Origin of the sequence: Nocardia grenadensis NBRC 108939 (assembly GCF_001613445.1) — a bacterium.
GTDB classification, from domain to species: Bacteria; Actinomycetota; Actinomycetes; order Mycobacteriales; family Mycobacteriaceae; genus Nocardia; species Nocardia grenadensis.
In genome coordinates, this window is record NZ_BDCJ01000014.1 from 26,028 (window position 1) to 48,753 (window position 22,726).

At 67.4% G+C, this 22,726-nt stretch carries 15 protein-coding genes and 1 pseudogene; 4 read left to right on the plus strand and 12 right to left on the minus strand.

Translation table 11 applies throughout. The features are described 5' to 3' along the window. Positions 1-67: 67 nt before the first annotated feature. The 5 genes from clpX to NGR01S_RS17350 form a co-directional block, all read right to left on the minus strand. The gene (gene clpX, locus NGR01S_RS17330) at positions 68-1,348 is read right to left on the minus strand and encodes an ATP-dependent Clp protease ATP-binding subunit ClpX (protein ID WP_063038078.1); all 1,281 of its coding nucleotides are present in this window, start codon (positions 1,346-1,348) and stop codon (positions 68-70) included. Positions 1,349-1,708: 360 nt separating this feature from the next. Continuing rightward, positions 1,709-2,374 carry an ATP-dependent Clp protease proteolytic subunit gene (locus tag NGR01S_RS17335; protein WP_063038045.1) on the minus strand — a complete coding sequence of 222 codons (666 nt, stop codon included), beginning with the start codon at positions 2,372-2,374 and terminating at the stop codon, positions 1,709-1,711. A gap of 88 nt (positions 2,375-2,462) precedes the next feature. Beyond that, positions 2,463-3,053, minus strand: a complete 591-nt coding sequence (locus NGR01S_RS17340; protein ID WP_063038080.1) for an ATP-dependent Clp protease proteolytic subunit — start codon at positions 3,051-3,053, stop codon at positions 2,463-2,465. A 973-nt stretch (positions 3,054-4,026) separates the two neighbouring features. Further along, complete coding sequence (tig, locus tag NGR01S_RS17345; RefSeq protein ID WP_063038082.1) at positions 4,027-5,400, minus strand: trigger factor; 1,374 nt, start codon at positions 5,398-5,400, stop codon at positions 4,027-4,029. Between the two features lie 717 nt (positions 5,401-6,117). Continuing rightward, a complete protein-coding gene (locus NGR01S_RS17350) occupies positions 6,118-6,693 on the minus strand; it encodes an FKBP-type peptidyl-prolyl cis-trans isomerase (protein ID WP_063038084.1) in 576 nt (191 codons plus the stop codon). 422 nt (positions 6,694-7,115) lie between these two features. On the opposite strand from NGR01S_RS17350, the gene NGR01S_RS17355 reads away from it, so the two are divergent. Together NGR01S_RS17355 and NGR01S_RS32845 are read left to right on the plus strand one after the other, a co-directional pair. After that, positions 7,116-9,587, plus strand: coding sequence for a phosphoketolase family protein (locus NGR01S_RS17355; protein ID WP_084481260.1), 2,472 nt, complete (start codon positions 7,116-7,118; stop codon positions 9,585-9,587). A 653-nt stretch (positions 9,588-10,240) separates the two neighbouring features. Further along, positions 10,241-10,555, plus strand: coding sequence for a hypothetical protein (locus NGR01S_RS32845; RefSeq protein ID WP_063038046.1), 315 nt, complete (start codon positions 10,241-10,243; stop codon positions 10,553-10,555). A 16-nt stretch (positions 10,556-10,571) separates the two neighbouring features. On the opposite strand, the gene NGR01S_RS17365 is transcribed toward NGR01S_RS32845, so the two are convergent. The 4 genes from NGR01S_RS17365 to NGR01S_RS30990 form a co-directional block, all read right to left on the minus strand. Further along, positions 10,572-13,115, minus strand: coding sequence for an ATP-binding protein (locus NGR01S_RS17365; protein ID WP_063038049.1), 2,544 nt, complete (start codon positions 13,113-13,115; stop codon positions 10,572-10,574). Positions 13,116-13,194: 79 nt separating this feature from the next. Continuing rightward, positions 13,195-13,767 carry a dihydrofolate reductase family protein gene (locus tag NGR01S_RS17370; RefSeq protein WP_245664644.1) on the minus strand — a complete coding sequence of 191 codons (573 nt, stop codon included), beginning with the start codon at positions 13,765-13,767 and terminating at the stop codon, positions 13,195-13,197. Between the two features lie 211 nt (positions 13,768-13,978). After that, positions 13,979-14,734, minus strand: coding sequence for a MerR family transcriptional regulator (locus tag NGR01S_RS17375; protein WP_063038051.1), 756 nt, complete (start codon positions 14,732-14,734; stop codon positions 13,979-13,981). A gap of 88 nt (positions 14,735-14,822) precedes the next feature. Beyond that, on the minus strand, positions 14,823-15,119 hold the full coding sequence (locus tag NGR01S_RS30990; protein WP_039823295.1) for a WhiB family transcriptional regulator: 297 nt from the start codon (positions 15,117-15,119) through the stop codon (positions 14,823-14,825). A gap of 147 nt (positions 15,120-15,266) precedes the next feature. On the opposite strand from NGR01S_RS30990, the gene NGR01S_RS31565 reads away from it, so the two are divergent. Further along, positions 15,267-15,650: a DUF1707 SHOCT-like domain-containing protein gene (locus NGR01S_RS31565; protein ID WP_063038053.1), complete on the plus strand. Its 384-nt coding sequence runs from the start codon at positions 15,267-15,269 to the stop codon at positions 15,648-15,650. A gap of 4 nt (positions 15,651-15,654) precedes the next feature. Here the strand turns inward: NGR01S_RS31565 and NGR01S_RS17390 are convergent, their stop codons facing one another. Together NGR01S_RS17390 and NGR01S_RS17395 are read right to left on the minus strand one after the other, a co-directional pair. After that, positions 15,655-18,300, minus strand: coding sequence for a serine/threonine-protein kinase (locus tag NGR01S_RS17390; RefSeq protein ID WP_063038055.1), 2,646 nt, complete (start codon positions 18,298-18,300; stop codon positions 15,655-15,657). Between the two features lie 141 nt (positions 18,301-18,441). After that, complete coding sequence (locus NGR01S_RS17395) at positions 18,442-19,965, minus strand: amino acid permease (protein WP_084481269.1); 1,524 nt, start codon at positions 19,963-19,965, stop codon at positions 18,442-18,444. Between the two features lie 201 nt (positions 19,966-20,166). Between NGR01S_RS17395 and NGR01S_RS17400 the strand changes: the two genes are divergently transcribed. Next, positions 20,167-21,306 carry an SPFH domain-containing protein gene (locus NGR01S_RS17400; RefSeq protein WP_063038057.1) on the plus strand — a complete coding sequence of 380 codons (1,140 nt, stop codon included), beginning with the start codon at positions 20,167-20,169 and terminating at the stop codon, positions 21,304-21,306. A gap of 193 nt (positions 21,307-21,499) precedes the next feature. On the opposite strand, the pseudogene NGR01S_RS17405 reads toward NGR01S_RS17400, so the two are convergent. After that, positions 21,500-22,726: pseudogene (locus NGR01S_RS17405) on the minus strand (NAD-glutamate dehydrogenase); the annotation flags it as partial.

The following is a 22,726-nucleotide window of genomic DNA, read 5'->3' on the forward strand; positions in this document are numbered from 1 at the left end:
GTCACCGAGAGTACCGCGGGCCGGCTCCGCACCGGCCCCGTCGCGTATCGCAGCGGGTGCGCGTGCCTCAGGCCGACTTGTCGCGGCGCTCCGGACGCTCCCGCTTGCGCGGCACGATGGTGGGCAGCACATTGTCGTTCACCGTATCCGCGTCGACGACGACCTTGGCCACATCATCCCGGCTCGGGATATCGAACATGACCTGCTGCAGTACTTCCTCCATGATGGCGCGCAGCCCGCGGGCACCGGTCCCGCGCAGGATGGCCTGATCCGCCACGGCCTCGAGCGCGTCCCGGGTGAACTCCAGGTCCACGCCGTCCATCTCGAACAGCCGGATGTACTGCTTGACCAGCGCGTTCTTGGGTTCGGACAGGATCTTGACCAGAGAATCCTTGTCCAGGTTCGTCACCGACGCCACCACCGGCAACCGGCCGATGAACTCGGGGATCAGACCGAACTTGATCAGATCCTCCGGCATCACCTCGGCGAAATGATCGGTGGTGTCGATCTCCGCCTTGGACCGCACCTCGGCGCCGAAACCGATCCCACGGTGCCCGGTGCGGTCGGAGATGATCTTCTCCAGCCCGGCGAACGCCCCCGCCACGATGAACAGCACATTGGTGGTGTCGATCTGTATGAACTCCTGATGCGGATGTTTGCGCCCACCCTGCGGCGGCACACTCGCCTGAGTTCCCTCCAGGATTTTCAGCAGCGCCTGCTGCACGCCCTCACCGGAGACATCGCGCGTGATCGACGGGTTCTCGCTCTTGCGCGCGATCTTGTCGACCTCGTCGATATAGATGATCCCGGTCTCGGCGCGCTTCACGTCGTAATCGGCGGCCTGGATGAGTTTGAGGAGAATGTTCTCGACGTCCTCACCGACATAACCGGCTTCGGTGAGCGCGGTGGCATCGGCGATCGCGAACGGCACATTCAGCATTTTCGCCAGGGTCTGTGCCAGATAGGTCTTACCGCAACCGGTGGGGCCGAGCATCAGAATATTGGACTTCGCCAACTCGACGGTTTCCCCGCGCGCGTCACGGCCCTTGTCGCCGGCCTGAATACGCTTGTAGTGGTTGTACACAGCGACCGCCAGCGTGCGCTTGGCCGTATCCTGCCCGATCACGTAGTTCTCCAGGAAATCCCGGATCTCCGCGGGTTTGGGCAACTCATCGAGTTTGACCTCGCTGGACTCGGCCAGCTCCTCCTCGATGATCTCGTTGCACAGATCGATGCACTCGTCGCAGATGTACACCCCTGGTCCCGCAATGAGCTTCTTGACCTGCTTCTGGCTCTTTCCGCAGAACGAGCATTTGAGCAGATCGCCGCCGTCGCCGATGCGCGCCATCTCGTGGGTCCCTACTTCCTTGTTCGCGTGCAACCATCCGTCCAGCTTCCAGCCGACCGCCGCCTGCGGTGTAGCGAATCCGGCTCGATCACCCGGATCGAAGGGCGGTGCTGTCAACCGGGAACAAAGGTCCCTGGGTTTGACCGTACCCGGTGTGTGCGATGGAGGTCGACAACTCGGGCAGGTTTCTCGTCGCGGTTGTGCGGGGATTCACGCGGATACCGCGTCACGACACATTTTCCGGATTACGAACCATCCGGGGTGTGTCGCGACGCCGCAGCGGGAATCCACCTGGGCCGGGCCCCGCCGCCCGGCCGGTCCGGCGGACCGCTCACACGGCACGCCGGACCCGGAAGCGCCTCACTTCTGGGCGCTGAGCTTGCGGTAGTCGAACACCGTATCGATGATCCCGTATTCCTTGGCCTCCTCGGCCGTCAGGATCTTGTCCCGGTCGGTGTCCTTACGGATTACATCGGCGTCCTTACCCGTGTGCCGGGCCAGGGTGGTCTCCATCAACCGGCGCATCCGCTCGATCTCGGCCGCCTGGATCTCCAGATCCGACACCTGCCCCTGGATACCGCCCTCGACCGACGGCTGATGGATCAGCACGCGGGCATTCGGCAGGCAGGCCCGCTTACCCGGGGTCCCCGCCGCCAGCAGCACCGCCGCCGCCGACGCCGCCTGACCGAGGCAGACGGTCGCGACATCGGCGCGCACGTACTGCATGGTGTCGTAGATGGCCATCAGCGAGGTGAACGAACCACCCGGCGAATTGATGTACATCGTGATGTCGCGATCGGGATCCAGCGATTCGAGCACCAGCAGCTGCGCCATGATGTCGTTCGCCGACGCATCGTCGACCTGCACGCCGAGGAAGATGATGCGCTCCTCGAACAGCTTGTTGTACGGGTTGGATTCCTTGACGCCGAAACTCGAATGCTCGATGAACGACGGCAGGATGTAGCGCGACTGCGGGCCCGCCGGGGCGATGCCGCCGAGGCCACGAGGATCGTTCGGATTGGCCATATTCGTCTCCAAGTCTGTGAGTGAGCTGTCCGCCGGACGGATTCGCGAACACCGGCCGGGCACCCGGCCCGGATTCGCCGCCGGCGCCCTAGTGGCTGCCCGTGCCGCCCGCCTGGCGCGCATTGGTGATCACACGATCGATGAAGCCGTACTCCAGCGCCTGTTCGGGCGTGAACCAGCGATCGCGGTCGGCGTCGGCATTGATCTGCTCCACCGGCTTACCGGTGTGCATCGCCTGCAACTCGTTGAGCTCACGCTTGGTGTATGCGAACTGCTCGGCCATGATCGCGATATCCGCGGCCGAACCACCGATACCGGCCGACGGCTGATGCATCATGATCCGGGTGTGCGGCAGCGCGAAACGCTTACCCGGCGCACCCGCGGTCAGCAGGAACTGGCCCATGGACGCGGCCAGGCCCATCGCGGTGGTCGCGATATCGCATTCGGCGTACTGCATGGTGTCGTAGATCGCCATGCCCGCGTTCACCGACCCGCCCGGCGAGTTGATGTAGAGCGAAATATCTTTGGTCGGGTCCTCCGCGGACAACAGCAGGATCTGCGCACAGATCTTGTTCGCGATGTCGTCGTCGACCTGGGTGCCGAGAAAGATGATGCGCTCACGCAGCAGGCGCTCGTACACCGAATCGCTGAGATTGAGCCCAGCGGTCGGAGCTGTCATGACCTCGGCTTTATTGATTGTCACGGATACCTGCCTTCTCTCGCCGGCTCGTTGCTGTCACAAACATTAACGAAGCAGGGCGGCACCGAACTCCCGGTACCACCCCGATTCGCTCAGAGCGCAATATAGATTGCGGCGCCTCCGGCGCCGCGGGGTTGCGGCCCCCTCGGTCTCGCTGTTCAGGGCCCGAGACTCGCGCCTTCGGCGCATGCAATGTGCGGTCGGCCGTCCGTGGGTGCGGCCGTTGAGCACCTTCGGCCAAGGCGCGGGACGGCCCGCAACCCTTTGTGGGCCTCGCTGAACTCGGCACCAGGAGGATGCGGCCGTTCGTAGACGGAAACCGTTCCAGAACCTGCGGACGCGGGCAAGCAGAGCTCGCGCTCCAGGGTTCGCCATGCGACACCACACATCGAGCCGAGTACCACGTAACACCGTGGACGGACCTGACCAGCCGTAGATCGGGAGCTCGGTATGCGACGCGACCGCATGAGTCTCGTTTTACGAGACACCTCGAAGGGTTGAGGCCCGTCTCGCCCCTTGGCCGAAGGTGCTCAAAGATCGCACCCTGCGGACGGCCCACCGCACATCGCATGAGCCGAAGGCTCGAGTCCCGAGGCCGAAGCGGCGAGACCAAGGGGGCCGCAACCCCGCGCGCCGAAGGCGCGCCAAGAAACACAGCGCCTTCACGAGCGAGCCCACTTGTTCTCGCCTTCCCGAGCAAGCCCGGCCTCGATTCCCCGTGACTCGACTCGCTCTTCCCGGCCCCCGAGCGCCGCAACTCGGCACCGGGTGCACCCGCGTCGTTCGAAGTCCCGGCACAGCGCGTACCTGAGGCATCCCCGTCCTCGGGGAAAGCAGAAGCCCCGAGGACTCGGATGTGCGCGCACGGGGGACAGCGGTTGTCGATCTTCTGCCTCCGGATTCCCAACACCGCCTAAGTCTCAGGGCTTCCTACCCGCAATTCCCGCGTGGGTCACTCCGCGTCGGAGGTGGCCTCTTCGGTGGTCTCCTCGTCGGATTCCTTGGCGGTACCGAACATTTCGTCGGTGTCGACCTTGTTGCCCTCGGAATCGGTGACCGTCACCTTGCCGACGAGCTCGGCCAGGGCCTTGCCGCGGCGGACGTCGGCGAAGACGGCGCCCAGCTGGCCGGCCTGCTGCACCTGCTGGATGAACTGCTCGGGCGCCATGCCGTAACGCTGGGCCTGGAACAGGATCCGCTCGGTGAGCTCTTCCTGGCCGACCTGGGTGCCCTCGGACTCGGCGACCGCGTCCAGCAGCAGCTGGGTCTTCACCGATTTCTCGGCGGCCTCCAAGGTGTCGGCGTCGAACTCCTCGCGACTCGAGCCCTGGGCCTCGAGCGCCTCGGCGAACTTGGCCTCGTCGTGGTCGAAGCCGTGGATCGCGTCGTGCTCGACGGCGTCGACCTCGGCCTTCACCACGGCCTCGGGGAGCGGCACCTCTACGCTCTCGAGCAGCTGCTCGAGCACCTTGTCGCGGATATCGCCGGCCTGCTGCACCTTCTTGACCCGCTCGACGCGGGACCGCAGATCGTCCTTCAGCTCGTCGATGGTGTCGAATTCGCTGGCCAGCTGGGCGAATTCGTCATCCGCCTCGGGCAGCTCACGTTCCTTGACCGAACCGAGAGTCACCGTGATGGTGGCTTCCTGCCCGGCGTGCTCGCCGGCGACCAGGGTCGAGGTGAACTCCTTGGACTCACCGGCCGACATCCCGGTCAGGGTCTCGTCCAGGCCCTCGATGAGCTGGCCCGACCCGACCTCGTGCGACAGCCCGGTGGTCGCGGCCTCCGGCACCTCTTCGCCATCGACGGTGGCGGACAGATCGATGGAGACGAAATCGCCGTCCTGCACCGGGCGTTCGACACCGGTGAGAGTGCCGAAACGCTGGCGCAGCGACTGCAGCTGCTCGTCGATATCGGCATCGGTGATCTCGATGGCATCCACCGTGACCGCGATGGTGCTGTAGTCCTCGGGCAGGGTGATCTCCGGCCGGACATCCACCTCGGCGGTGAAGGCCAGTTCCTGGCCGTCTTCGATCTTGGTGATCTCGATCTCCGGCTGCCCGATGACTTTGACCTCGGAGGTGGTGACGGCCTCGCTGTAGCGGCCGGGCAGGGCGTCGTTGACGACCTGCTCCAGCACCGCACCCCGGCCCAGACGCGCCTCGAGCAGCTTGGCCGGCGCCTTACCCGGACGGAAGCCGGGAATGCGCACCTGCTTGGCCAGGGCCTTGTAGGCGCGATCGAAGTCCGGCTTCAGCTCCTCGAAGGGCACCTCGACATTGATCCGGACCCGGGTCGGGCTCAGCTGCTCGACGGTGCTCTTCACGGACATGCTCCTTGTTCTCGTCGGTTCGTGTTCGCCGGCCCGCACGATATCCGTGCTGGTGGCCGGGTGATGGCGCGTGGTCTGGCGACGGCGCGCGGGTACGCACCCTCGGCGTACCGACCGAAGCGGCGAGCACCTGCGGTTTCACGCGCCCGGGATACGCATCCCGACCAGGGTAGTTGACCGGGTCACACGCGCTGCAGCCCGGTGCTGTGTTTATGGCGGCGCCTCCGGCGCCGCGGGTCGGGGCCCTGTGACCCCGGTTCTTCACTCCGCCACTCAGTCGCTACGCTCCTTCGCTCTGTCGCTCCAGAACCGGGGGGCGGGCCCCGACCACGGAGGTAGACCACCCGGAACAGACAGAAGGTGCCAGGCTGTCGTGCGCCTCGACCAGCGTGGGTAGGTTCACTTCACTGTAAGTGCTCAAAGGTCGACACCCTCTGGACGGCCAACCGCACACGCTCGGTCGCTACGCTCCTTCGCTCCGTCGGCCCAGAACCGGGGGCGGGCCCCGACCACCGAGGTCGACCCTCCGGCGGAGACAGAAGGTGCATGCTGTCGTGCGCCCGGGTCGGCCCGGGAAGGCTCACGAACTGTGCAAGTGCTCAATGGTCACCAACCCCCTGGACGACCAACCGCACACGCACCGAAGCCGGGGCGGGGCTCCCAGCGATGATGCGACATCCAGGGAGCCCTCGAATGCCGTACCCCGGCGCCTCACGCCTGGGGGACGGATACGGCGTCGGTGACGAAGACCAGCGTCTCGTTCGGCTTCACTCCGTTACCGCCCGCGCCGTAGCCCAGGTCGGGCGGAATGATCAGCAACCGGCGGGCACCCTGCTGGACGCCTTCGAGTCCCTGCTCCCAGCCGGGGATGACCATACCGTCGCCGAGGGTGAGCTCGAAGGGTTCGCCGCGGTCGAAGGAGGAGTCCAGCTTCTGCTTGTCCGACCAGGTGACCAGGGCGTAGTTCATGGTCAGTTGCCCGCCGGGGGCGGCGCCGGGACCCGAGCCGGGGACGAGGTCCTTGGTCACGAGCTGTTTCGGCGGGTCGCAGTCATCGGGGAGGGTGATCTGCGGGACCTCGCCGAACCCACCCTGCACGTCGATATCGTCGGCCGTGCATTCGCGGCCCTTCGACGCGGCGGGGGCGGTCTGCCCCGGGGCGGCGGACGAATCGGCCGCCGTGGAGGTGGCCGCGGTGCCGCCGGAGTCGTCGGAGCCGCATCCACCGAGGCCGAGGGCGGCCGCGGCGACGGCGGTGACAGCGAGGATCCTGCCGATTGTCTGCATGTGCCGCACCCTACCGGCGGCCTCGAACCGACGGCCCGGCGATATCGCGGCCCTTCCCCTCGATCGCCGGCGCGGGCCCCCGATCGCCGGCACGAGGCGGACCCGAGTGCGGGTGGTGGTCATCGATGCGCGGAGCCCGGGTTCGGTACCCATCACACCGACACAGCGGTCGCTTCGCTACCGGTCGCGTCGGGACGGGCCTGTCGCCCGGAACGCCGCGGGCTCCACGAGCAACCGAGTTCCCGGGGCAGACACCGGTTTCCATCCCGCGGGGTGGGTAAGGCGTGGACGAGAGCGAAGATTTCCGCCGGCCGCCATCGGCGAACCGAGGGCAGTGTGGCACACCTCCAGCTATCGTGGTGGCAGTCCGCACTCGGGGTGCGGTAGCCCGGCGCGACCACGACCTCCAGGAGGTTAGGCGTATGACGCAGTTGGCGAGTGCAGGCGGGGACACCAGTGCCGACAATGTGGGCGGTCACGGTGGCGAATCCGTCGCGCCCCGGCCCTATGTGCTGTCGGCGGCCCCGGGCCCGATGGACGCCGAGGAGCTGGAATGCTTCGACGCGTGGTGGCGGGCGGCCAACTACCTGTCGGTGGGGCAGATCTATCTGATGGCGAATCCGCTGGTGCGCGAACCGTTGGTCCCGGAGCACATCAAACCCCGGCTACTCGGCCATTTCGGCACCGTGCCGGGCCTGAACCTGGTCTGGGTCCACGCCAATCGCGCCATTCTGGCACGTGATCTGAACGCCGTGTTCGTCGCCGGGCCGGGACACGGTGGGCCGGGTCCGAACGCCTGCGCCTGGCTCGAGGGCACCTATTCCGAGTTGTACAGCCATGTGCCTCGCGACGGCGAGGGCATGCGCGCGCTGTTCGCCCAGTTCTCTTTTCCCGGTGGCGTTCCCAGCCATTGCGCGCCGGAGACACCGGGCTCCTTCCACGAAGGCGGCGAACTGGGTTATTCGTTGTTGCACGCTTTCGGTGCCGCGCTGGACAATCCGGATCTCACGGTGTTCTGCGTAGTGGGTGACGGCGAAGCCGAGACCGGTCCGCTCGCGGGCAGTTGGCACTGCAACAAGTTTCTGAACCCGGCGCGCGACGGCGCGGTCCTGCCGATTCTCGCCCTCAACGAGTACAAGATCGCGAATCCGACTCTGCTGGCCCGCATTCCCGAGGACGAGTTGGTCTCGCTGCTGCGGGGTTACGGTTACGAGCCGCTGATCGTCGCGGGCGCCGAGCCGGCCCGGGTACATCAGGACATGGCCGCCGCCGTGGACACCTGCCTGGAGCGGATCGCGCAGATCCAGCGCGCGGCCCGCGACGGCAGCGACACCACTCGACCGCGCTGGCCGATGATCGTGCTGCGCACCCCGAAGGGCTGGACCGGACCACCGATCGTGGACGGCGATCCGGTGGAGGGCACGTTCCGCGCGCATCAGGTCCCGCTGCCGGGCGCCCGCGAGGATGCTTCGCATCGGGCAGTGCTCGAGGAATGGTTACGTTCCTACCGGCCGGAGGAACTGTTCGACGAGACCGGTGCCCCGGTCTCGGAACTGCGCCGGCTGGTACCGGCCGGTGGCCGGCGGATGAGTGCGAATCCGGTGGCCAACGGGGGCGCGCTGGTGCGGGATCTGCGGTTGCCCGACTGGCGCGACCATGCGGTCGACGTTGCCGAACCGGGCCGCACCGTACACGAGGCGACCCGGGTGCTCGGCGGTTGGTTGCGGGAGGTCACCGTGGCCAATCCCGACAACTTCCTGACCTTCGCCCCGGATGAGCTGGCCAGTAACCGGCTACAGGACATTCTCTCGGTCACCGGCCGCAACTGGCAGGCCGAGATCGGCGTCCACGACGAGAAATTGGATCGCTCCGGGCGGGTGATCGAAGTGTTGTCCGAGCATATGTGCCAGGGCCTGCTGGAGGGATACCTGCTCACCGGCCGGCACGGAGTATTCACCTGCTACGAGGCGTTCGTCCACATCGTGGATGCCATGTTCAACCAGCACGCGAAATGGCTGGACGCGAGCGCGGCGGTGCCGTGGCGGCAACCACTGCCGAGTCTGAACTACCTGCTGTCGTCGCATGTGTGGCGGCAGGACCACAACGGTTTCACTCATCAGGACCCCGGTTTCCTCGACGTGGTGCTGAACAAGAAACCCGAGATCGTGCGGGTGTATCTGCCGCCGGACGCCAATACCCTGCTCTCGGTGTACGACCACTGCCTACGTTCCCGGCACCACGTGAACGTGGTGGTGGCCGGTAAACAACCGCAACCGGATTGGCTCGGGCCCACCGAGGCCGCACTGCACTGTGCCCGGGGTATCGGTATCTGGGAATGGGCGGGCCATCGCGACGAACCGGCCACCACCCCCGATGTGGTCCTCGCCTGCGCCGGTGACGTACCGACCCTGGAAACTCTGGCCGCCGCGGCGATCCTGCGCGAGGAACTGCCCTGGCTGCGGGTGCGGGTGGTGAATGTGGTCGATCTGATGCGGCTGCTACCGGCCGACGAACATCCGCACGGGCTACCGGACAGCGAATTCGACACGCTGTTCACCCGGGACTCCCCGGTGATCTTCGCCTTCCACGGTTATCCGTGGCTGATCCACCGGCTCACCTATCGCCGCACCAATCACTCGGGCCTGCACGTGCGGGGGTACAAGGAACGCGGCACCACCACGACCCCGTTCGATATGGTCATGCTCAACGACCTCGACCGATTCCACCTGGTGATGGATGTGATCGACCGGGTGCCCGCGTTGCGGCAGCAGGCGGCGGGGCTGCGCCAGCAGATGGTGGACGCACGGTTGCGGGCCCGCGCCTGGACCCGTGAGCACGGCGAGGACATTCCCGAGGTGGCGGAATGGCGCTGGCCCGGCCGGCCGGCCGCCTGACAGAGCGCCGGGTCACCGTCGGACCACCGCCGGCCGGTGGCGGTGGTCTATCCGGCCGGCGCGCTCGTCCCGGCGCACCAGAGCCGACCTCGACGGAACTCCGGCGCCGTGTAGGTCCGGAACGCGGCCGGGCGATACAGCGGCGGAGCGGCGTAGCGGCGGCGGGGGCGAACCGACCTGCCCTCCGAAAATATTCCATGACCAGCTGATATCTATTCATCCTGCCGGCTGTCCGGTCCAGTCCCGTGTCAACAGTTGTAGACCGGAGCATCTACGATCCGCCACGGGCTCGAGCACCCCCGCGGGAAGAACCCACACCGGCCGCGATCGCGGGCCGGGTCGGCGACTGTCGCCGACGCCTCGGGAAACGACCTGGATATCGGGGCCGCGGGCCCGATCGTGATCGGCGCGCCGGTGTCGCGCATACCTGCGGCGCCGTGCGCGGTACCGCCCCCGGGGTCCGAGCAGGCCGGGCGCGGCGGCAGCCCGCGCCCCCGAAAAGCAGTCCACCAGTTCCCATCTCTGGGAAATGCATAGACGCTTATTCGAACACTCGTGTACCGTACCGTTAAACAGCGGCACATAGAACTACGGTCCCACACACATCGACTCACCGTAGAAGTTCTATCCGCCGGAACAGAACGGAGCACGTCATGACCATCGCCCGCACCTTCGGATTCGCGAAGAGAATCGCCGCCGCCACCGTGCTGGCCGGAGCGCTCGCCGCGATTCCCGCCACCATCGCCCCCCAACTCGCCCTCGCCGACGTCCCCGGCCACAGCAGCCGCGACGATTCCCACCCGGGCCGGGGCAGCTACGGCGACACCCACGACCTCCCCAGCGATCCCAGCAACCGCAGCGAGCCGGTGCACGCGATCCCGGCCCAGCGCAGCTTCACCTACGACAACGACCAGGGCGGCTACCTCGATATCTGCGCCTACAAGCCGTACTACTACGCCTGCCGCTGATCCCGGTGCCGCGCGCTCACTCCCGGCCGCGCAGGCGCGGCGTACGCCGCCGGCTCCGGGAACGACCGGCGGCGGTAACCCGTTCGGCATCCACCTCATCGGCGAGGTGGGCCGGAATATGATCCGGTATCTGGCGCCGGGAACCGATCACGAGTTTCTGCCTGACGCTGGCGACCTGTGCGTCCACCGTACGCACCGAACTACCACGCCGCTCGGCGATGGCACTGTTCGGCCAGCCCGCGGCCGCCAGCACCGCGACCTCACGTTCGGCCGGCGATAAGCTCACCCAGCGCGAATCGGCCCATTCCCCACGATCGACCGGTGTGTCCCCCGCGACCGGACGCACCGGCCAACGGCGACGCAGGTACTCCTGTACCGCGTCGCTGCCGGGGCGGAACTGCCCGCCCCGTTGCTCGGCAACGGCGAAATCCGCCGGTCCGATGACCGCCGTGGCGACCTCGGTCGCCCGGCGCACGCCGAGCACCACCATCGGCACCCGCTCGATACAGACCCCCATCGAGCGGTGGCAGGCCCGGAAAACCCCGACCAGCCAGGCCAGTTCGGTGGCACGGATGCGGATGGCCGCCGCGGCACCCAGCGCGGCGGGATCCCCCGCGAGCACCTGGGTCAGCACGAGCATGCACACCGCCACCGACCACGAGGTCATCCAGGTGTTGCGGCCCGCGGCCATCCCGGACACCGCGGTATGGGCAGGCTCCAGGGCGACCGCGGGTTCGGCCGAGCGCGCGAGCGCCAGCGTCCGCGCCACACCCGCCCACCTCGTGGCCAGCGACGATCCCGAGGCCATCGAGCGTTCCAGGTGCCGATGGGTGATCCGGTCGGCCCGCTCCGGATCGCTCAGCATGGCGGCCGCGAGCGCCGCGAAGATCTGACCGCGCTCCACCCCCACCCGGTCGCCCTGCGCGGTGAACTTGTGACCGGCCCGTTCCAGCACCGTCACCGCATGCGGGTCCAGCCGGAACAGCATGAGTTCCAGACCCCGGATCCATTCGACCGAAGCCGGCAGACCGCTGTCCATTACCGGTGTATCCCGCCAGGCGGAATCGCCTGCACCGGCGGCGGCCGGACTGGCGACACACGTGTCCAGCAGCGCCGCGGCGCGATCGGCCTCGCCCTGCCACAGGTAGTACCAGCCGAGCAGCGCGGTGGCCCTGATGTGGTGTTCGGTGACCCCTTCGCCGCGGGTGACGTCGAGCGCTTGGGCGGTGAGCCTGGTGAGCGCCCGGCTACCGCCCTTGACGAACGGCACCCATACCGACAGCAGCACCGATGCCGTCTCCAGGCCGACCAGTGCCTCGGCGGGATCGGTGAGACCGGTTTCGATACCGATCAGGATGTCGTCCCAGGAGGTCCGGGCCCAGTCGAGCCACGACCGGTCCCCCGGTCCGTACCAGAGCGACCGCGCCTCGACCACGCGATCGCGGTGGTAACGGCGATGCCGGGCGGCCATCCGGGCCGCTTCGGCCGGTTCGCGGCGCAAGCGCTCGCCGGCGAACAAGCGCACGCTCTCCACCAGGTACCAGCGCACACTCGTCTCGGTGCGGAAGGTCGAGACCAGGGAGCGTTCGGCCAGCCGTTCCAGCAGCGGAGCCACCCGCTCGGCGGGCAGTACCCCATCCGCGCAGACCGCTACGACAGCGGGCAGTTCGACCCCGTTGCGCTGCGGCACGACCCCGTCGGTTTCATAACCCGCCGCGAAAACCGACATGCGCCGTAACAGCACCTGCTCCTCGGCCGCACACAGGTCGAACGACCAGGCGATCACGTCGTATACCCCGCGGTGTCGCCGTTCGGTACCCGCCCGCGTGCTCTGCGACCAGCGCATACGCTGATCAGCGGCATCACCGCTGAGCTCGGCCAGCACCATGGCCGGTGGCTGATGACGCAGCCGGGCGGCGGCGAGCCGGAGGAACAGCGGATTGTGCTCGACGCGGCGGCAGATCCGGCGTGCCAGCGCGAGCTGGGCCGGATCATCGGGAACGGGGCTTCCGGTGAGCTCGGCGCGCTGCCGGAACAGTTGCAGCGATTCGCAGGCCGATAGCGGTGGCACGGTGAGGATGTACTCGTCGGCCCAGCCGATGGGCTCGCGACTGGTGGCCAGCAGGGTGAGGCCTGGGGTGACGGCGAGCAGGTCGATCACCGCGCGAGCGGCCGCCGCGAGGACGTGTTCGCAATTGTCCAGCACCAGAATCGCGGGCTCGGCGATCGCGCCCGCGGGCGGACCCACCGCGACATCCAGCGCGTCCGGATCGCCGCTATCGGTCCGGACCACCGCGCGCAGCACGTTCTCGGCGCAGTCCCGTTCGAGTTCGGCCAGGCGCGCCCAATACACTGGCCGGTCCGGTTCGGCGCCGTGGATCCGGCGCATGGCTTCGGCGGCCAGTCTGGTTTTGCCGATACCGCCGGGCCCCACCAGGGTGATCAGTCGTGCCGAGCCGGAACGCAGCAGGTCGTCCAGGCGTGCGAGTTCCCGCATTCGGCCGAAGAACTCGGTGGCAGGTGGGGCCGGTGCCGCACCGTCCGGGTAGATCACCGCCATAGAAACGTAAATTAGTGCACGTCACGTCGGCCCGTCCGATGAACCCGTGCATTTCGCACAAACCCCGCCCCGGGGGCGCTCAGCACATCACGCAGGCCTGCTGACGGTAGTGCATCTGGACCACCGCGCTGTCGAAGGTCAGCACATCCATCAGTCGCAGCCCGCTGGTGTCCACCGGCGACCGGAACAGGGGGACCCCGCCGCCCAGGAGCAGGGGGTGCACGAAGAGCCGGAACTCGTCGATCAGATCGTGCGCCATGAAGGACCGTGCGGTTTCCGCGCCACCGAAGAGCACCATGTCCTGGCCCGCGGCCCGGCGATGCCGTATCTCCTCGATCGCGTCCGGGCCGGTCACCCGGGTGTTCCACGAGGGATTGCGCAGGGTGCGGGAGACGACGAGTTTCGGCGCGGCACGCCAGAATCGCGCGAAATCGACGTAGAACGGCGAGACCGGGGCCAGATCGGCCGTGGGCCAGAAGGCCGCCAGGATCTCGTAGGTTCTCCGCCCGTACAACAGCAGATCGGCGCTGCGGAGCTCATCGAGGTATTCGGTACAGAGTTCCTCGTCCACGACCGGCCAGTGGACCGCCTCGTCGAGTCCCTCCGCGAACCCGTCGAGTGATATCTGCATCCACAGTGTCACGCTTCCCATTCCATGCCTCATCTACCGCGTCAGGTGCCAAGAAGGAGATTCTTGCACCCACCGAGGGCCGCACGCATCCGTAGAAGAGCGGAAAGTTACCTAAGTAGTCGTGCGCCGGGAATCCTACCCGGCCGACGGAAGAGCCACCGTCGAATGTACCGTCGTCCAGCGCAACGCTCCGGCGCACCCTTCCCAGGCAGGGGAAGCCTTCGTGCGCGGTTCAGCTCTCCGCGGGAAGATCGGCGAGTTCGCTGTCGCTGTCGATGTAGTGCGCCACGAGCTTGTTCACCAGCTCCGCCGCCGCCTTACCGGGCAGGGTGCGGGCGAGCTGTAACTGTCCGGTCAGTTCCGCCAGGTCGGCAGCTTCCTGCCCGGATTCCCGGTACTTCTGCCAGGCCGTGCGATGGAACAGGTCGACGAAGCGGCGGGCCATCCGATCGCAATCGGCTCGGATCCGTTCGAGCTCGCCGAGGACCTCGGCATCGGGAACGCCGGCGGCCACCAACTGTTCGGCGATTCGGATGAGCTGCCGGTCGGCGGGCCGATAGGTGGCGGCGTCCACCGGCTCGTAGAGCCCGACCGCGACGATCCTGGCCAGCCCGTTCGGCACGGAACCGTAGCGTTCCTGCAGTTCGGTGGCGGGAATGGCATCGGCGGGCGCGGCCGACTCACCCGCGGACGGTTCGCCGGATTCCATACCGCCGAGCAGCGGCCCGACACCCAGGATGTCCCCTAGATCGTCCCCGCGATCCCAGGCCTTGAGCAGCTCCTTGATCCCGTTCAGTTTGATGCCGCGATCGAGCAACCTGCTGATCGTGCGCACCCGATTGAGGTGATCTGGACTGTAATAACCCGTCCGCCCCTTGACCTGCGGTGGAGGCAGAACTCCCCGTTCGTGGTAAACCCGCAGGCTGCGCACGGTCGTGCCGGCAGCCCGCGCCAGTTCATCGATCGTGTACTCCACACCAGCAGCCATATAACAAGGAAACCACAAAGGCGCGACGGCGACCTGCGCCGGACACGACCGAAAGATCCGATCAAGCCCGAGTTGGGGGTGGGGTTCGCTAGTTCGTCGAGCGTGAAGTAACGGCCCGTTGGGTATGTGTGCGGCGCTCGTCCTCCGACATACCGCCCCAGACACCGTACGGCTCGCCCACCGCCAGCGCGTAGCTGCGGCACCGGTCGAGGACCGGACAGGTATCGCAGATCTGTTTGGCGCGGCGCACCCGCGCGGCGCGCGCCCGGCCTCGCTCCCCCTCTGGATGGAAGAACACGGTGGATTCCAGGCCGCGGCAGGACCCGTTCAATTGCCAGTCCCATGCCTCGGCAGCCGGGCGCCGAGACTGGATCACGGTGGACATACACAACTCCTCTGCCCGCAATGCTGTGAGGCCAGCGTAATTACTCCCCAGATCTGGGAATTGGCGCCGTGTGACCATCCAGAGGCTTCCCGGCAGTGGCGACCGCAGGGTCGAGCCGGACCGCGGAAACCGTCCTATGCTGCGGGTATGAGTGAGCTACCGGGCGCGCGCATCACCGTCGAACAACGCGATCGCGCCCTGCGGGAACTCGCCGAGCATCTCGGTTCGGGCCTGCTCACGCTCACCGAATACGAAGAACGTACCGCCGCCGTCACCGCCGCGCGTACCACCCCGGAACTCGCGGCCCTGTTCACCGATCTCCCGGCACCTCCGGCAGCGCCCGGCTCGACCGAAACCACCGATCCCGCATTCGGTTTCGCGGTGCTGGCCGGCGGCGCCGCCGTTTTCGCGCTCGTTCTCGCACTGGTGTACGGCGGCTGGTTGTGGCTGCTGCTGCTGGTGATCGTCCTGGTCTCGGCACCGCTGTTGCCCGCGGTGGTCCGGCGGCGCCGGGTCACCGGGCACCCCTGACCCCTCACCAGCGAGTATGCGGTCGCACGCTATTGGCCAGGTCAACCAGCCGATACCGGTGCAGACGACCGGGCGCGGTCCGGGCCAGGGCGCGCAGCCGTGACTCCAGCCCGCCGCGCAACCCCGCGACGGTGAGCGGATAGCCGAGCAGTCTGGCGTCGGCGGAGGCGGGCCGCATCCGGGATTTCAACCACTCCAGCGCCGCGCCTACCACCACGACCTGCATCTGCAGTGCCCGCGGCTCATCGACGAGCTCCAGCCGTGACGCCGCCTCGCGCAGATCGATCTCGGTGATCTCCCGATGCGGCCGCGATACCAGCAGCAGACTGCCCGTCATCCGGGCGGTGCCGTGATGGCGGGAGGTATCGGGCACCTCGTCGAGGACCTGCACGGCCTGCAACAGTTCACCATCGGCGGCCAATCGGCGAGCCAAACCGAACGCGGCGCTGACCACCGCGTGATTGGTCTGCCAGACCAGGCGGTAGAACTCCGACGCGGCACTGTGCCACCGGTCGGAATCGCCGGGATCGCTCAGCGTCTGCAGGGCGAGTTCGGCGGTGGCGGCCAGGGCCAGTGGCGGCGCCAGCTCACCGGGCAGCATGGTATGCACCTGGTCGAAATGGAGATAGGCGAGCTCGTACTGTCCATCCAGCAGATCGATGACGCCGCTGAACCATTCGACCCGCCAGTCGGTCACCGCGCGCGGGCGCAACTCTTCGAGCAGCGCGAGTGCGGGAGCGAGTTCACCCAGGTCGAGATGAGCGCGAACGGCGGCGAGCGCCCCCTCCACCTCGAAGGTCTCCGGCGCGTCGATGGTGCCGGCCGCGATACGTTCGGAGGTCTGGCGCAACGAGTCCAGGGTCTGGCGGGCGTCACCGTGCAGGAGCGGGCTCAACAGCTGGACACTGGGATCGTCGGCGTCGATCAGCGGGATCGGCAGGGTGGCCACCACCGCCGCGGCGTCGAGACCGAGGCTGCGATGTCCGCCGTCGACCATCCCGTCGGTCTGGCTGATCAAAGTGTCGATACCGAAATCGCCACGCAGCGAACCGAACTCCACCGACGCCTGCGGGTGTTCGCGCCCGGAATCGGCGGCCAGCACCATCCGCAACACCCCGGCCAACTGGCAGTACATGGCGTAGGTGGAGGGGAAACGCCGACTCGGATCCGCATGCGTCGCGCGCACCAGCAGCCGATACAAACACGGATAGCGCCGCAACAGTGGGTATTCCTCCGGTGTCGGCATCTCGGTGCGGTAGTTGCCGTGGGAATCCTTGCGCAGGTCCAGGATCAGGGCGGCCAGGGTGCGGCCTGCCGCGTACACGTCGGTGGCCACCGTGGGGCCGGTCTCGATGATCTCCGGTGCCTGATAACCGGGGGTGCCGTAGATACTGCCGTAGGACTCCATCGCCGCGACGGCGCCGAGGTCGATGAGTTTGACCTCGTCGTCGGTGACCATGATGTTGTCCGGTTTGAGGTCGTTATAGGCCAGCCCGAACGAGTGCAGATAGTCGAGAGCGGGCAGGACCTCCATCATGTACGCGATCGTCTCGGCCACCGGAAGACGTTCCGGCCCCGCCATATCCAGCATTTTCTTCAACGAGCGCCCGCCGACGTACTCCATGACGATGTAACCGTCGGCCACCTCGCGGTGCGAGCGGTGCTTGACGAAGTTGTAGATCTTCACGACGCCGGGATGAGTTATCTCGGACAGGAATTGGCGTTCGGCCAGCGCCACCACGTGCGCCTCGAAGTCCTGGGGGTTCTGCAACCCCTTCAGGACCACCCACCGGTCGCTGACATTCGTATCGACCGCCAGATAGATCCAGCCCAGGCCGCCGTGCGCCAGACAGCCTTTGACCACGTACTGTTCCGCCACGACCTCGCCGGCGGAGAGTGCGGGCAGGAAGTTGTAGGCCGAACCACAGCGCGCGCAATCCCCGGCCACCGCGCCGGGACCGTCGGGGCCGGACCGCCCGTTGGGCGCCTGGCATTTCCAGCAGAACCGCTTGTGCTCGGGCACCACCGGATCCGCGAGCACCGCGGTGGCGGGATCGACCGGGTCGACCCGCGGCAGCGCCACCAGTCCGGCGCCGAGCCGGCGGACACTCGGACGGGAGCGGGCATTACGCCCGGAGGGCATATCGTCCTCGAAGCCGGCGAACGGGTCGGGATCGTCTGCATCCTCGTCGTCGTCGGCGAGCAGCAACTCGTCGAGGTCGTCGTCGTCCGGACCCGCGAGACTGTTGAGCCGGGCGATATCGTCGCCGGTCAACGCGGCAATGGCCCGGTCGAAGTCCGACAGCTCCGGCGTCGCGGGCGGACCGTCGGATCCCGGGGGCGCGGCGACGACCGGGGGCACCGAACCCACTGTCACCGGCACGAAGACACCGGTTCCGCTGGGGACCGAGGCGGCGTCGGTGGCACTGCGCGGTTCGGCGCCGCCGGATTCGGCGAGTAGTTCCTCGGCGGCTCGGGTCAGATCGGACTCCGCGGCCCGCTGGCCGCTTTCGCTGCTGTTGGTGCGCAGCGTCGACCAGGTGTGTGCGCCGCGGCGGGGCATTTCCGCGCCACGGATCCGCCGCTTGGACCAGGGCGGCGGGAGCGGACGCTCGGAGCTGGGCTGCGACGAGCTGGGCTGCTCTGGCATGCACGACCTCTCAAACCCGCGGAAGAACAGAGAGAGTCTATTGTGATCCCGGCCCGCGGGCGCGATAGGCCGATCATTCCCTACCTTGGGAATGTGGAATACCCCGGACCTGCTATCCGGGGTATTCCACGCGGTTCGGTGTTACCGCTGGTCCTCGGGTTCGTCGAGGATGCGAACGGTGCTTCCGGATTCTTCGGCCGGCGCCGGCGCGGCGGGCGCCGCGGCACGTGCGGCGGTGAGCTCGTCCACCCGCTTCCGTGCCAGGAACCAGCCGCCGACCAGTGCCGGAACTCCGACCACCAGCATGGCGATCACCGCGGCCCGCTGTTCGATCTCGTCGCTGAACAGCATCAGCAGCACTACACCGACCAGGAACAACAGGGTGGCGTAGCTGGTGTACGGGGTACCGGGGAGGCGGAACTTCGGCCGGGTCACCTTGCCGTCGCGAGCCCACTTCCACAGCTGGAGCTGGCACAGCACGATCGCGGTCCACGAGAAGATGGTGCCCAGCGCCGAAACGTTCAGCACGATCTCGAAGGCCTTATCCGGCACCACCGCGTTCAGCCCGACACCCGCCAGCGCGATCACACCGGTGGCGAGGATGCCCACGTACGGGACACCGTTCTTGGACATCCGGCTCGCGACGGTCGGCGCACTACCGTTCATCGACATCGAGCGCAGAATGCGGCCGGTCGAGTACAGCCCGGCGTTCAGGCTGGAGAACGCCGCGGTAAGCACCACGAGGTTCATGACCGAACCGGCACCGTCGATACCGATCTTGGAGAAGAAGGTGACGAACGGGCTCTCACCGGACTTGAACACGGTGTAGGGCAGCAGCAGGCCGAGCAGCACCAGCGAACCGACGTAGAACAGCGCGATCCGGGCGATCACCGAGTTGATGGCGCGCGGCATGATCTTCTCGGGGTTCTCCGCCTCACCGGCGGCGGTGCCGACGAGTTCCACCGCGGCGTAGGCGAAGACGACACCGGTGGTGACGACGATCAGCGGCAGGAAGCCGCTCGGGAACAGGCCGCCGTTGTCGGAGAGGACGCTGAAACCGGTCGGCTGGCCCTCGATATCGAAGCGACCGGCCAGGAAGATGGTGCCGATGATCAGGAAGGCCACGAGGGCGACGACCTTGATCAGGGCGGCCCAGAACTCCAGCTCACCGAACCACTTCACCGAGATCAGGTTGATCGCGACCACGATGGCCAGGGCGATCAGCGCGATGGTCCACTGCGGGATCACCTCGAACGCGCCCCAGAAGTGGACGTAGGTGGCGATCGCGGTGATATCCACGATGCCGGTCATGCACCAGTGGAAGAAGTACATCCAGCCGACCGCGAAGGCCAGCTTCTCGCCGTAGAACTCACGGGCGTAGGACACAAACGACCCGGAGGACGGGCGATGCAGGACCAGCTCGCCCAGGGCGCGGAGAATGAAGAATACGAAGATGCCGCAGACGGCGTACACCAGGAACAGACCGGGTCCGGCCTCGTGCAACCGGCTGCCGGCGCCGAGGAACAGGCCCGTTCCGATGGCGCCACCGATGGCGATCATCTGGAGCTGCCGGGGCCGCAGCGACTTGTGATAGCCCGCATCTTCGGCGTGCAGACCGTCCGCCGGCGCCGCCTGACCCGGAGGCTCTTGAACTGTTGTCATCATGTTGCCTTTCGAGTGGCGCAGATCATGTCTGCGAGCAATGTACCGCTAGTTAGCGGCACGATCAATAGGGGGCCGTCATGTGTAATCCAGTGGAAACCAGGGACTTTGGCAAAACCCGAGGTCGGCAGCACCGCAAGAGCCATTGATCGAGCCGCTGAACGTCGATACGCTGGACGCGTCAATTGCGTAGGGAGCACCTAGATGGCCTGGTTCGAACGCGAGTTCATCGCCGTCCCCGAGACCGGCAAGAAACAACTCGTCTACAAGTGGCCGGATGTGAACATCCGGCGATACTCCCGCGCCATCGTCAATGCCGACCAGACCGCACTGTTCGTGAAGTCCGGTCAGGTCCTGGGCGCGCTGGGACCGGGCCGGCACCGGATAGACGCGGACGAACTCCCGGTTCTCGGCGCACTGGTGGATACGCTGACCGGCGGCAACCTCTACCGGGCCGAGCTCTACTTCGTCTCCACCCGGGAATTCGCCGGTATCAAATTCGGCGGCCGTCTCGCCGATATCGCCGACCCGGTCAGTGAGCAGATCGTCACCCTTCGGGTTTTCGGTGAGTTCGCGCTCTCCGTCCGCGACGCCGGGCAGTTGATCACCTCACTGGCCGGCAGCACCGACCTGCACGATCCGGCCGGGATCGAATCCTGGAGCGCCGATCTGCTGCTCAAGGCCATGAAGATCGCGGTGACGCAGGGCGTTTCGCAGGGCGAGTGGCCGGTCCTCGGCCTGTCCGCACTTCTGCCCGTGATCGAGCGGGTGGTCGTACAGCAGACCAATACCGCGCTCTACGAGTACGGGTTGCGGATACCGCGGCTCGGCAATTTCGACATCACGCTGGCACCCGAGGATGCCGACCGGCTCAAGCGGCTCGCCAAGGATGTCACCTATATCCGGCTCGCCGGAGATTTCCGGCAGTACGCCGCCGGGGAGATGGCCCTGGGCGCGGGCCAGGGCCTGGCCGCCGGGCACGGTCACGACGGCGGGTTCATCGGCGCCGCGCTGGGTATCAACGCCCTGCAGCAGCCGGGGCCCACGGGGGCCGGGAATTTCCCGCCCCCACCCGGTTCGCCCTGGCAACAGCATCAGCAACCCCGGGAGGAGCCGAGCGCGACAGCGCTGCCGCCCATCGCGAAACCCGCCGAACTCGATCCGGCGGCCGCGGGCCCGGTCTGCGCGTCCTGCGCCACGGCCAACCCGCCGGGCGCCAAATTCTGTGTTGAATGCGGGAATCGCTTCGCCCCGGCCGAACCGGCCCGATGCGGCGAATGCGACGCCGAATTGCCGCCCACCGCCAGGTTCTGCGCCTCCTGCGGAACTCGCCGCCCGGACTGAAACCGGTACCCGCCGTGCCACCGGGGCGCATCACGGCCCGACGCCCCCGAGGTCGGCGGCCGAGCCGCGTAGGGCGCGAGTAGCGGCACGAGACAGGGCGATGATCCATCGGCCGATCGGTTCCGGCGGCACAGCGCAAACGACGGGTGGCCGTCCGGCGCGAACCGGACGGCCACCCGCGAATTCCGGGCTATCAGGCGACGATGCCGGACTCCGAACTACCCGCCAGACTCCGCACCTGCCGCGCCGCCACCGACAGGGTTGCCAGATCGTGCCGGCTCACTCCGAAGATCTCGGTGAGTGCGGCACGGGCCCGGGTCAGCCGTGACCGGTTGGTCTGCTCCCAGTAGTCCAGCTTCTCCGTCACCGGATCCTCCGGATCGGTGGCGGTGGCGATATCGAGGGTCAGCAGCCGCAGCGACTCGTACAGGTCGTCGCGCAGCGCCAGCCGCGCCAGGCTCGCCCACCGCTGATCGTGGTCGAGATCGCCGACCGCGCTGATCAGCCGGGTGATCTCCAGATGCGCGTTGAGCGCGAAATAGAGTTCGGCGATCTCCTGTGCGTCGCGTTCGGCGATATCGGCGATATCCAGCACGTCCAGCAGCGGGAAGAGATGGATCAGGCGGTAGACCTCAGCCGCCAGATCCTGCGGGGCGCCGTGTTCGGTCGCCTCGGTGGCGTGCGCGGCGACCCGTTCGGCCAGCGGTTTCGGCAGCCAGCCGGGCACCCGGTCCGCCAGCGCGTGCACCCCCTCGCGATAGCGGCTGATATCCGCTCCGATCGCGATCGGCTGCGGCCGATTGAGCAGCAGCCAGCGCGCGGCACGTTCCAGCGTGCGGTTGGTCTCCAGCTCGAGCTGATCGCGTACCGAGGTCGGCATCTGCTCGGAGCGGATGCGCTGCCACAGTCCCCGCAGTCCGAAGATCTCCACCGCGGCGGCGAACGCGCGCACCGCGTCGTCGGTGGTGGCGCCGATCTCCTCGGACAACCGGAAGGCGAACGTGGCACCGCCGAAATCGACCATCTCGTTGACCACCACGGTGGCCACGATCTCGCGGCGCAACGGATGCCTGGTGATCGCACCGGCGAAACGTTCCCGCAGCGGTGTCGGGAAGTAGCCCGGCAGCACCGCCGCGAAGGTGGGGCTGTCCGGCAGGTCCCCGGCGAGCAGGTCGGCCTTCAGCGCGAGCTTCACATGGGCGATCACCGTGGCCAGTTCCGGGGAGGTCAGCCCCGCACCACCGGCGATCCGGCGCTCCATCTCGGCATCACCGGGCAGGGCCTCCAGCCGGCGGTCCACCCCGCGCCGGGTCTCCAGCTCGGTGAGCAGCCGCCGGTGCACCGCACCGTGCCGCCCGGCACCCGATCGGGACAGGCCGATCCGGAAGTTCTGCGAGATATTGTCACGCAGCACCAGTTC

What these genes read in the sequence shown, in the direction of transcription:
- clpX (WP_063038078.1), bottom strand. Translation starts at nt 1,348, where the DNA reads ATGGCGCGCATCGGCGACGGCGGCGATCTGCTCAAATGCTCGTTCTGC.
- NGR01S_RS17335 (WP_063038045.1), bottom strand. Translation starts at nt 2,374, where the DNA reads ATGGCCAATCCGAACGATCCTCGTGGCCTCGGCGGCATCGCCCCGGCG.
- NGR01S_RS17340 (WP_063038080.1), bottom strand. Translation starts at nt 3,053, where the DNA reads ATGACAGCTCCGACCGCTGGGCTCAATCTCAGCGATTCGGTGTACGAG.
- NGR01S_RS17350 (WP_063038084.1), bottom strand. Translation starts at nt 6,693, where the DNA reads ATGCAGACAATCGGCAGGATCCTCGCTGTCACCGCCGTCGCCGCGGCC.
- NGR01S_RS17355 (WP_084481260.1), top strand. Translation starts at nt 7,116, where the DNA reads ATGACGCAGTTGGCGAGTGCAGGCGGGGACACCAGTGCCGACAATGTG.
- NGR01S_RS32845 (WP_063038046.1), top strand. Translation starts at nt 10,241, where the DNA reads ATGACCATCGCCCGCACCTTCGGATTCGCGAAGAGAATCGCCGCCGCC.
- NGR01S_RS17365 (WP_063038049.1), bottom strand. Translation starts at nt 13,115, where the DNA reads ATGGCGGTGATCTACCCGGACGGTGCGGCACCGGCCCCACCTGCCACC.
- NGR01S_RS17370 (WP_245664644.1), bottom strand. Translation starts at nt 13,767, where the DNA reads ATGGGAAGCGTGACACTGTGGATGCAGATATCACTCGACGGGTTCGCG.
- NGR01S_RS17375 (WP_063038051.1), bottom strand. Translation starts at nt 14,734, where the DNA reads ATGGCTGCTGGTGTGGAGTACACGATCGATGAACTGGCGCGGGCTGCC.
- NGR01S_RS30990 (WP_039823295.1), bottom strand. Translation starts at nt 15,119, where the DNA reads ATGTCCACCGTGATCCAGTCTCGGCGCCCGGCTGCCGAGGCATGGGAC.
- NGR01S_RS31565 (WP_063038053.1), top strand. Translation starts at nt 15,267, where the DNA reads ATGAGTGAGCTACCGGGCGCGCGCATCACCGTCGAACAACGCGATCGC.
- NGR01S_RS17390 (WP_063038055.1), bottom strand. Translation starts at nt 18,300, where the DNA reads ATGCCAGAGCAGCCCAGCTCGTCGCAGCCCAGCTCCGAGCGTCCGCTC.
- NGR01S_RS17395 (WP_084481269.1), bottom strand. Translation starts at nt 19,965, where the DNA reads ATGATGACAACAGTTCAAGAGCCTCCGGGTCAGGCGGCGCCGGCGGAC.
- NGR01S_RS17400 (WP_063038057.1), top strand. Translation starts at nt 20,167, where the DNA reads ATGGCCTGGTTCGAACGCGAGTTCATCGCCGTCCCCGAGACCGGCAAG.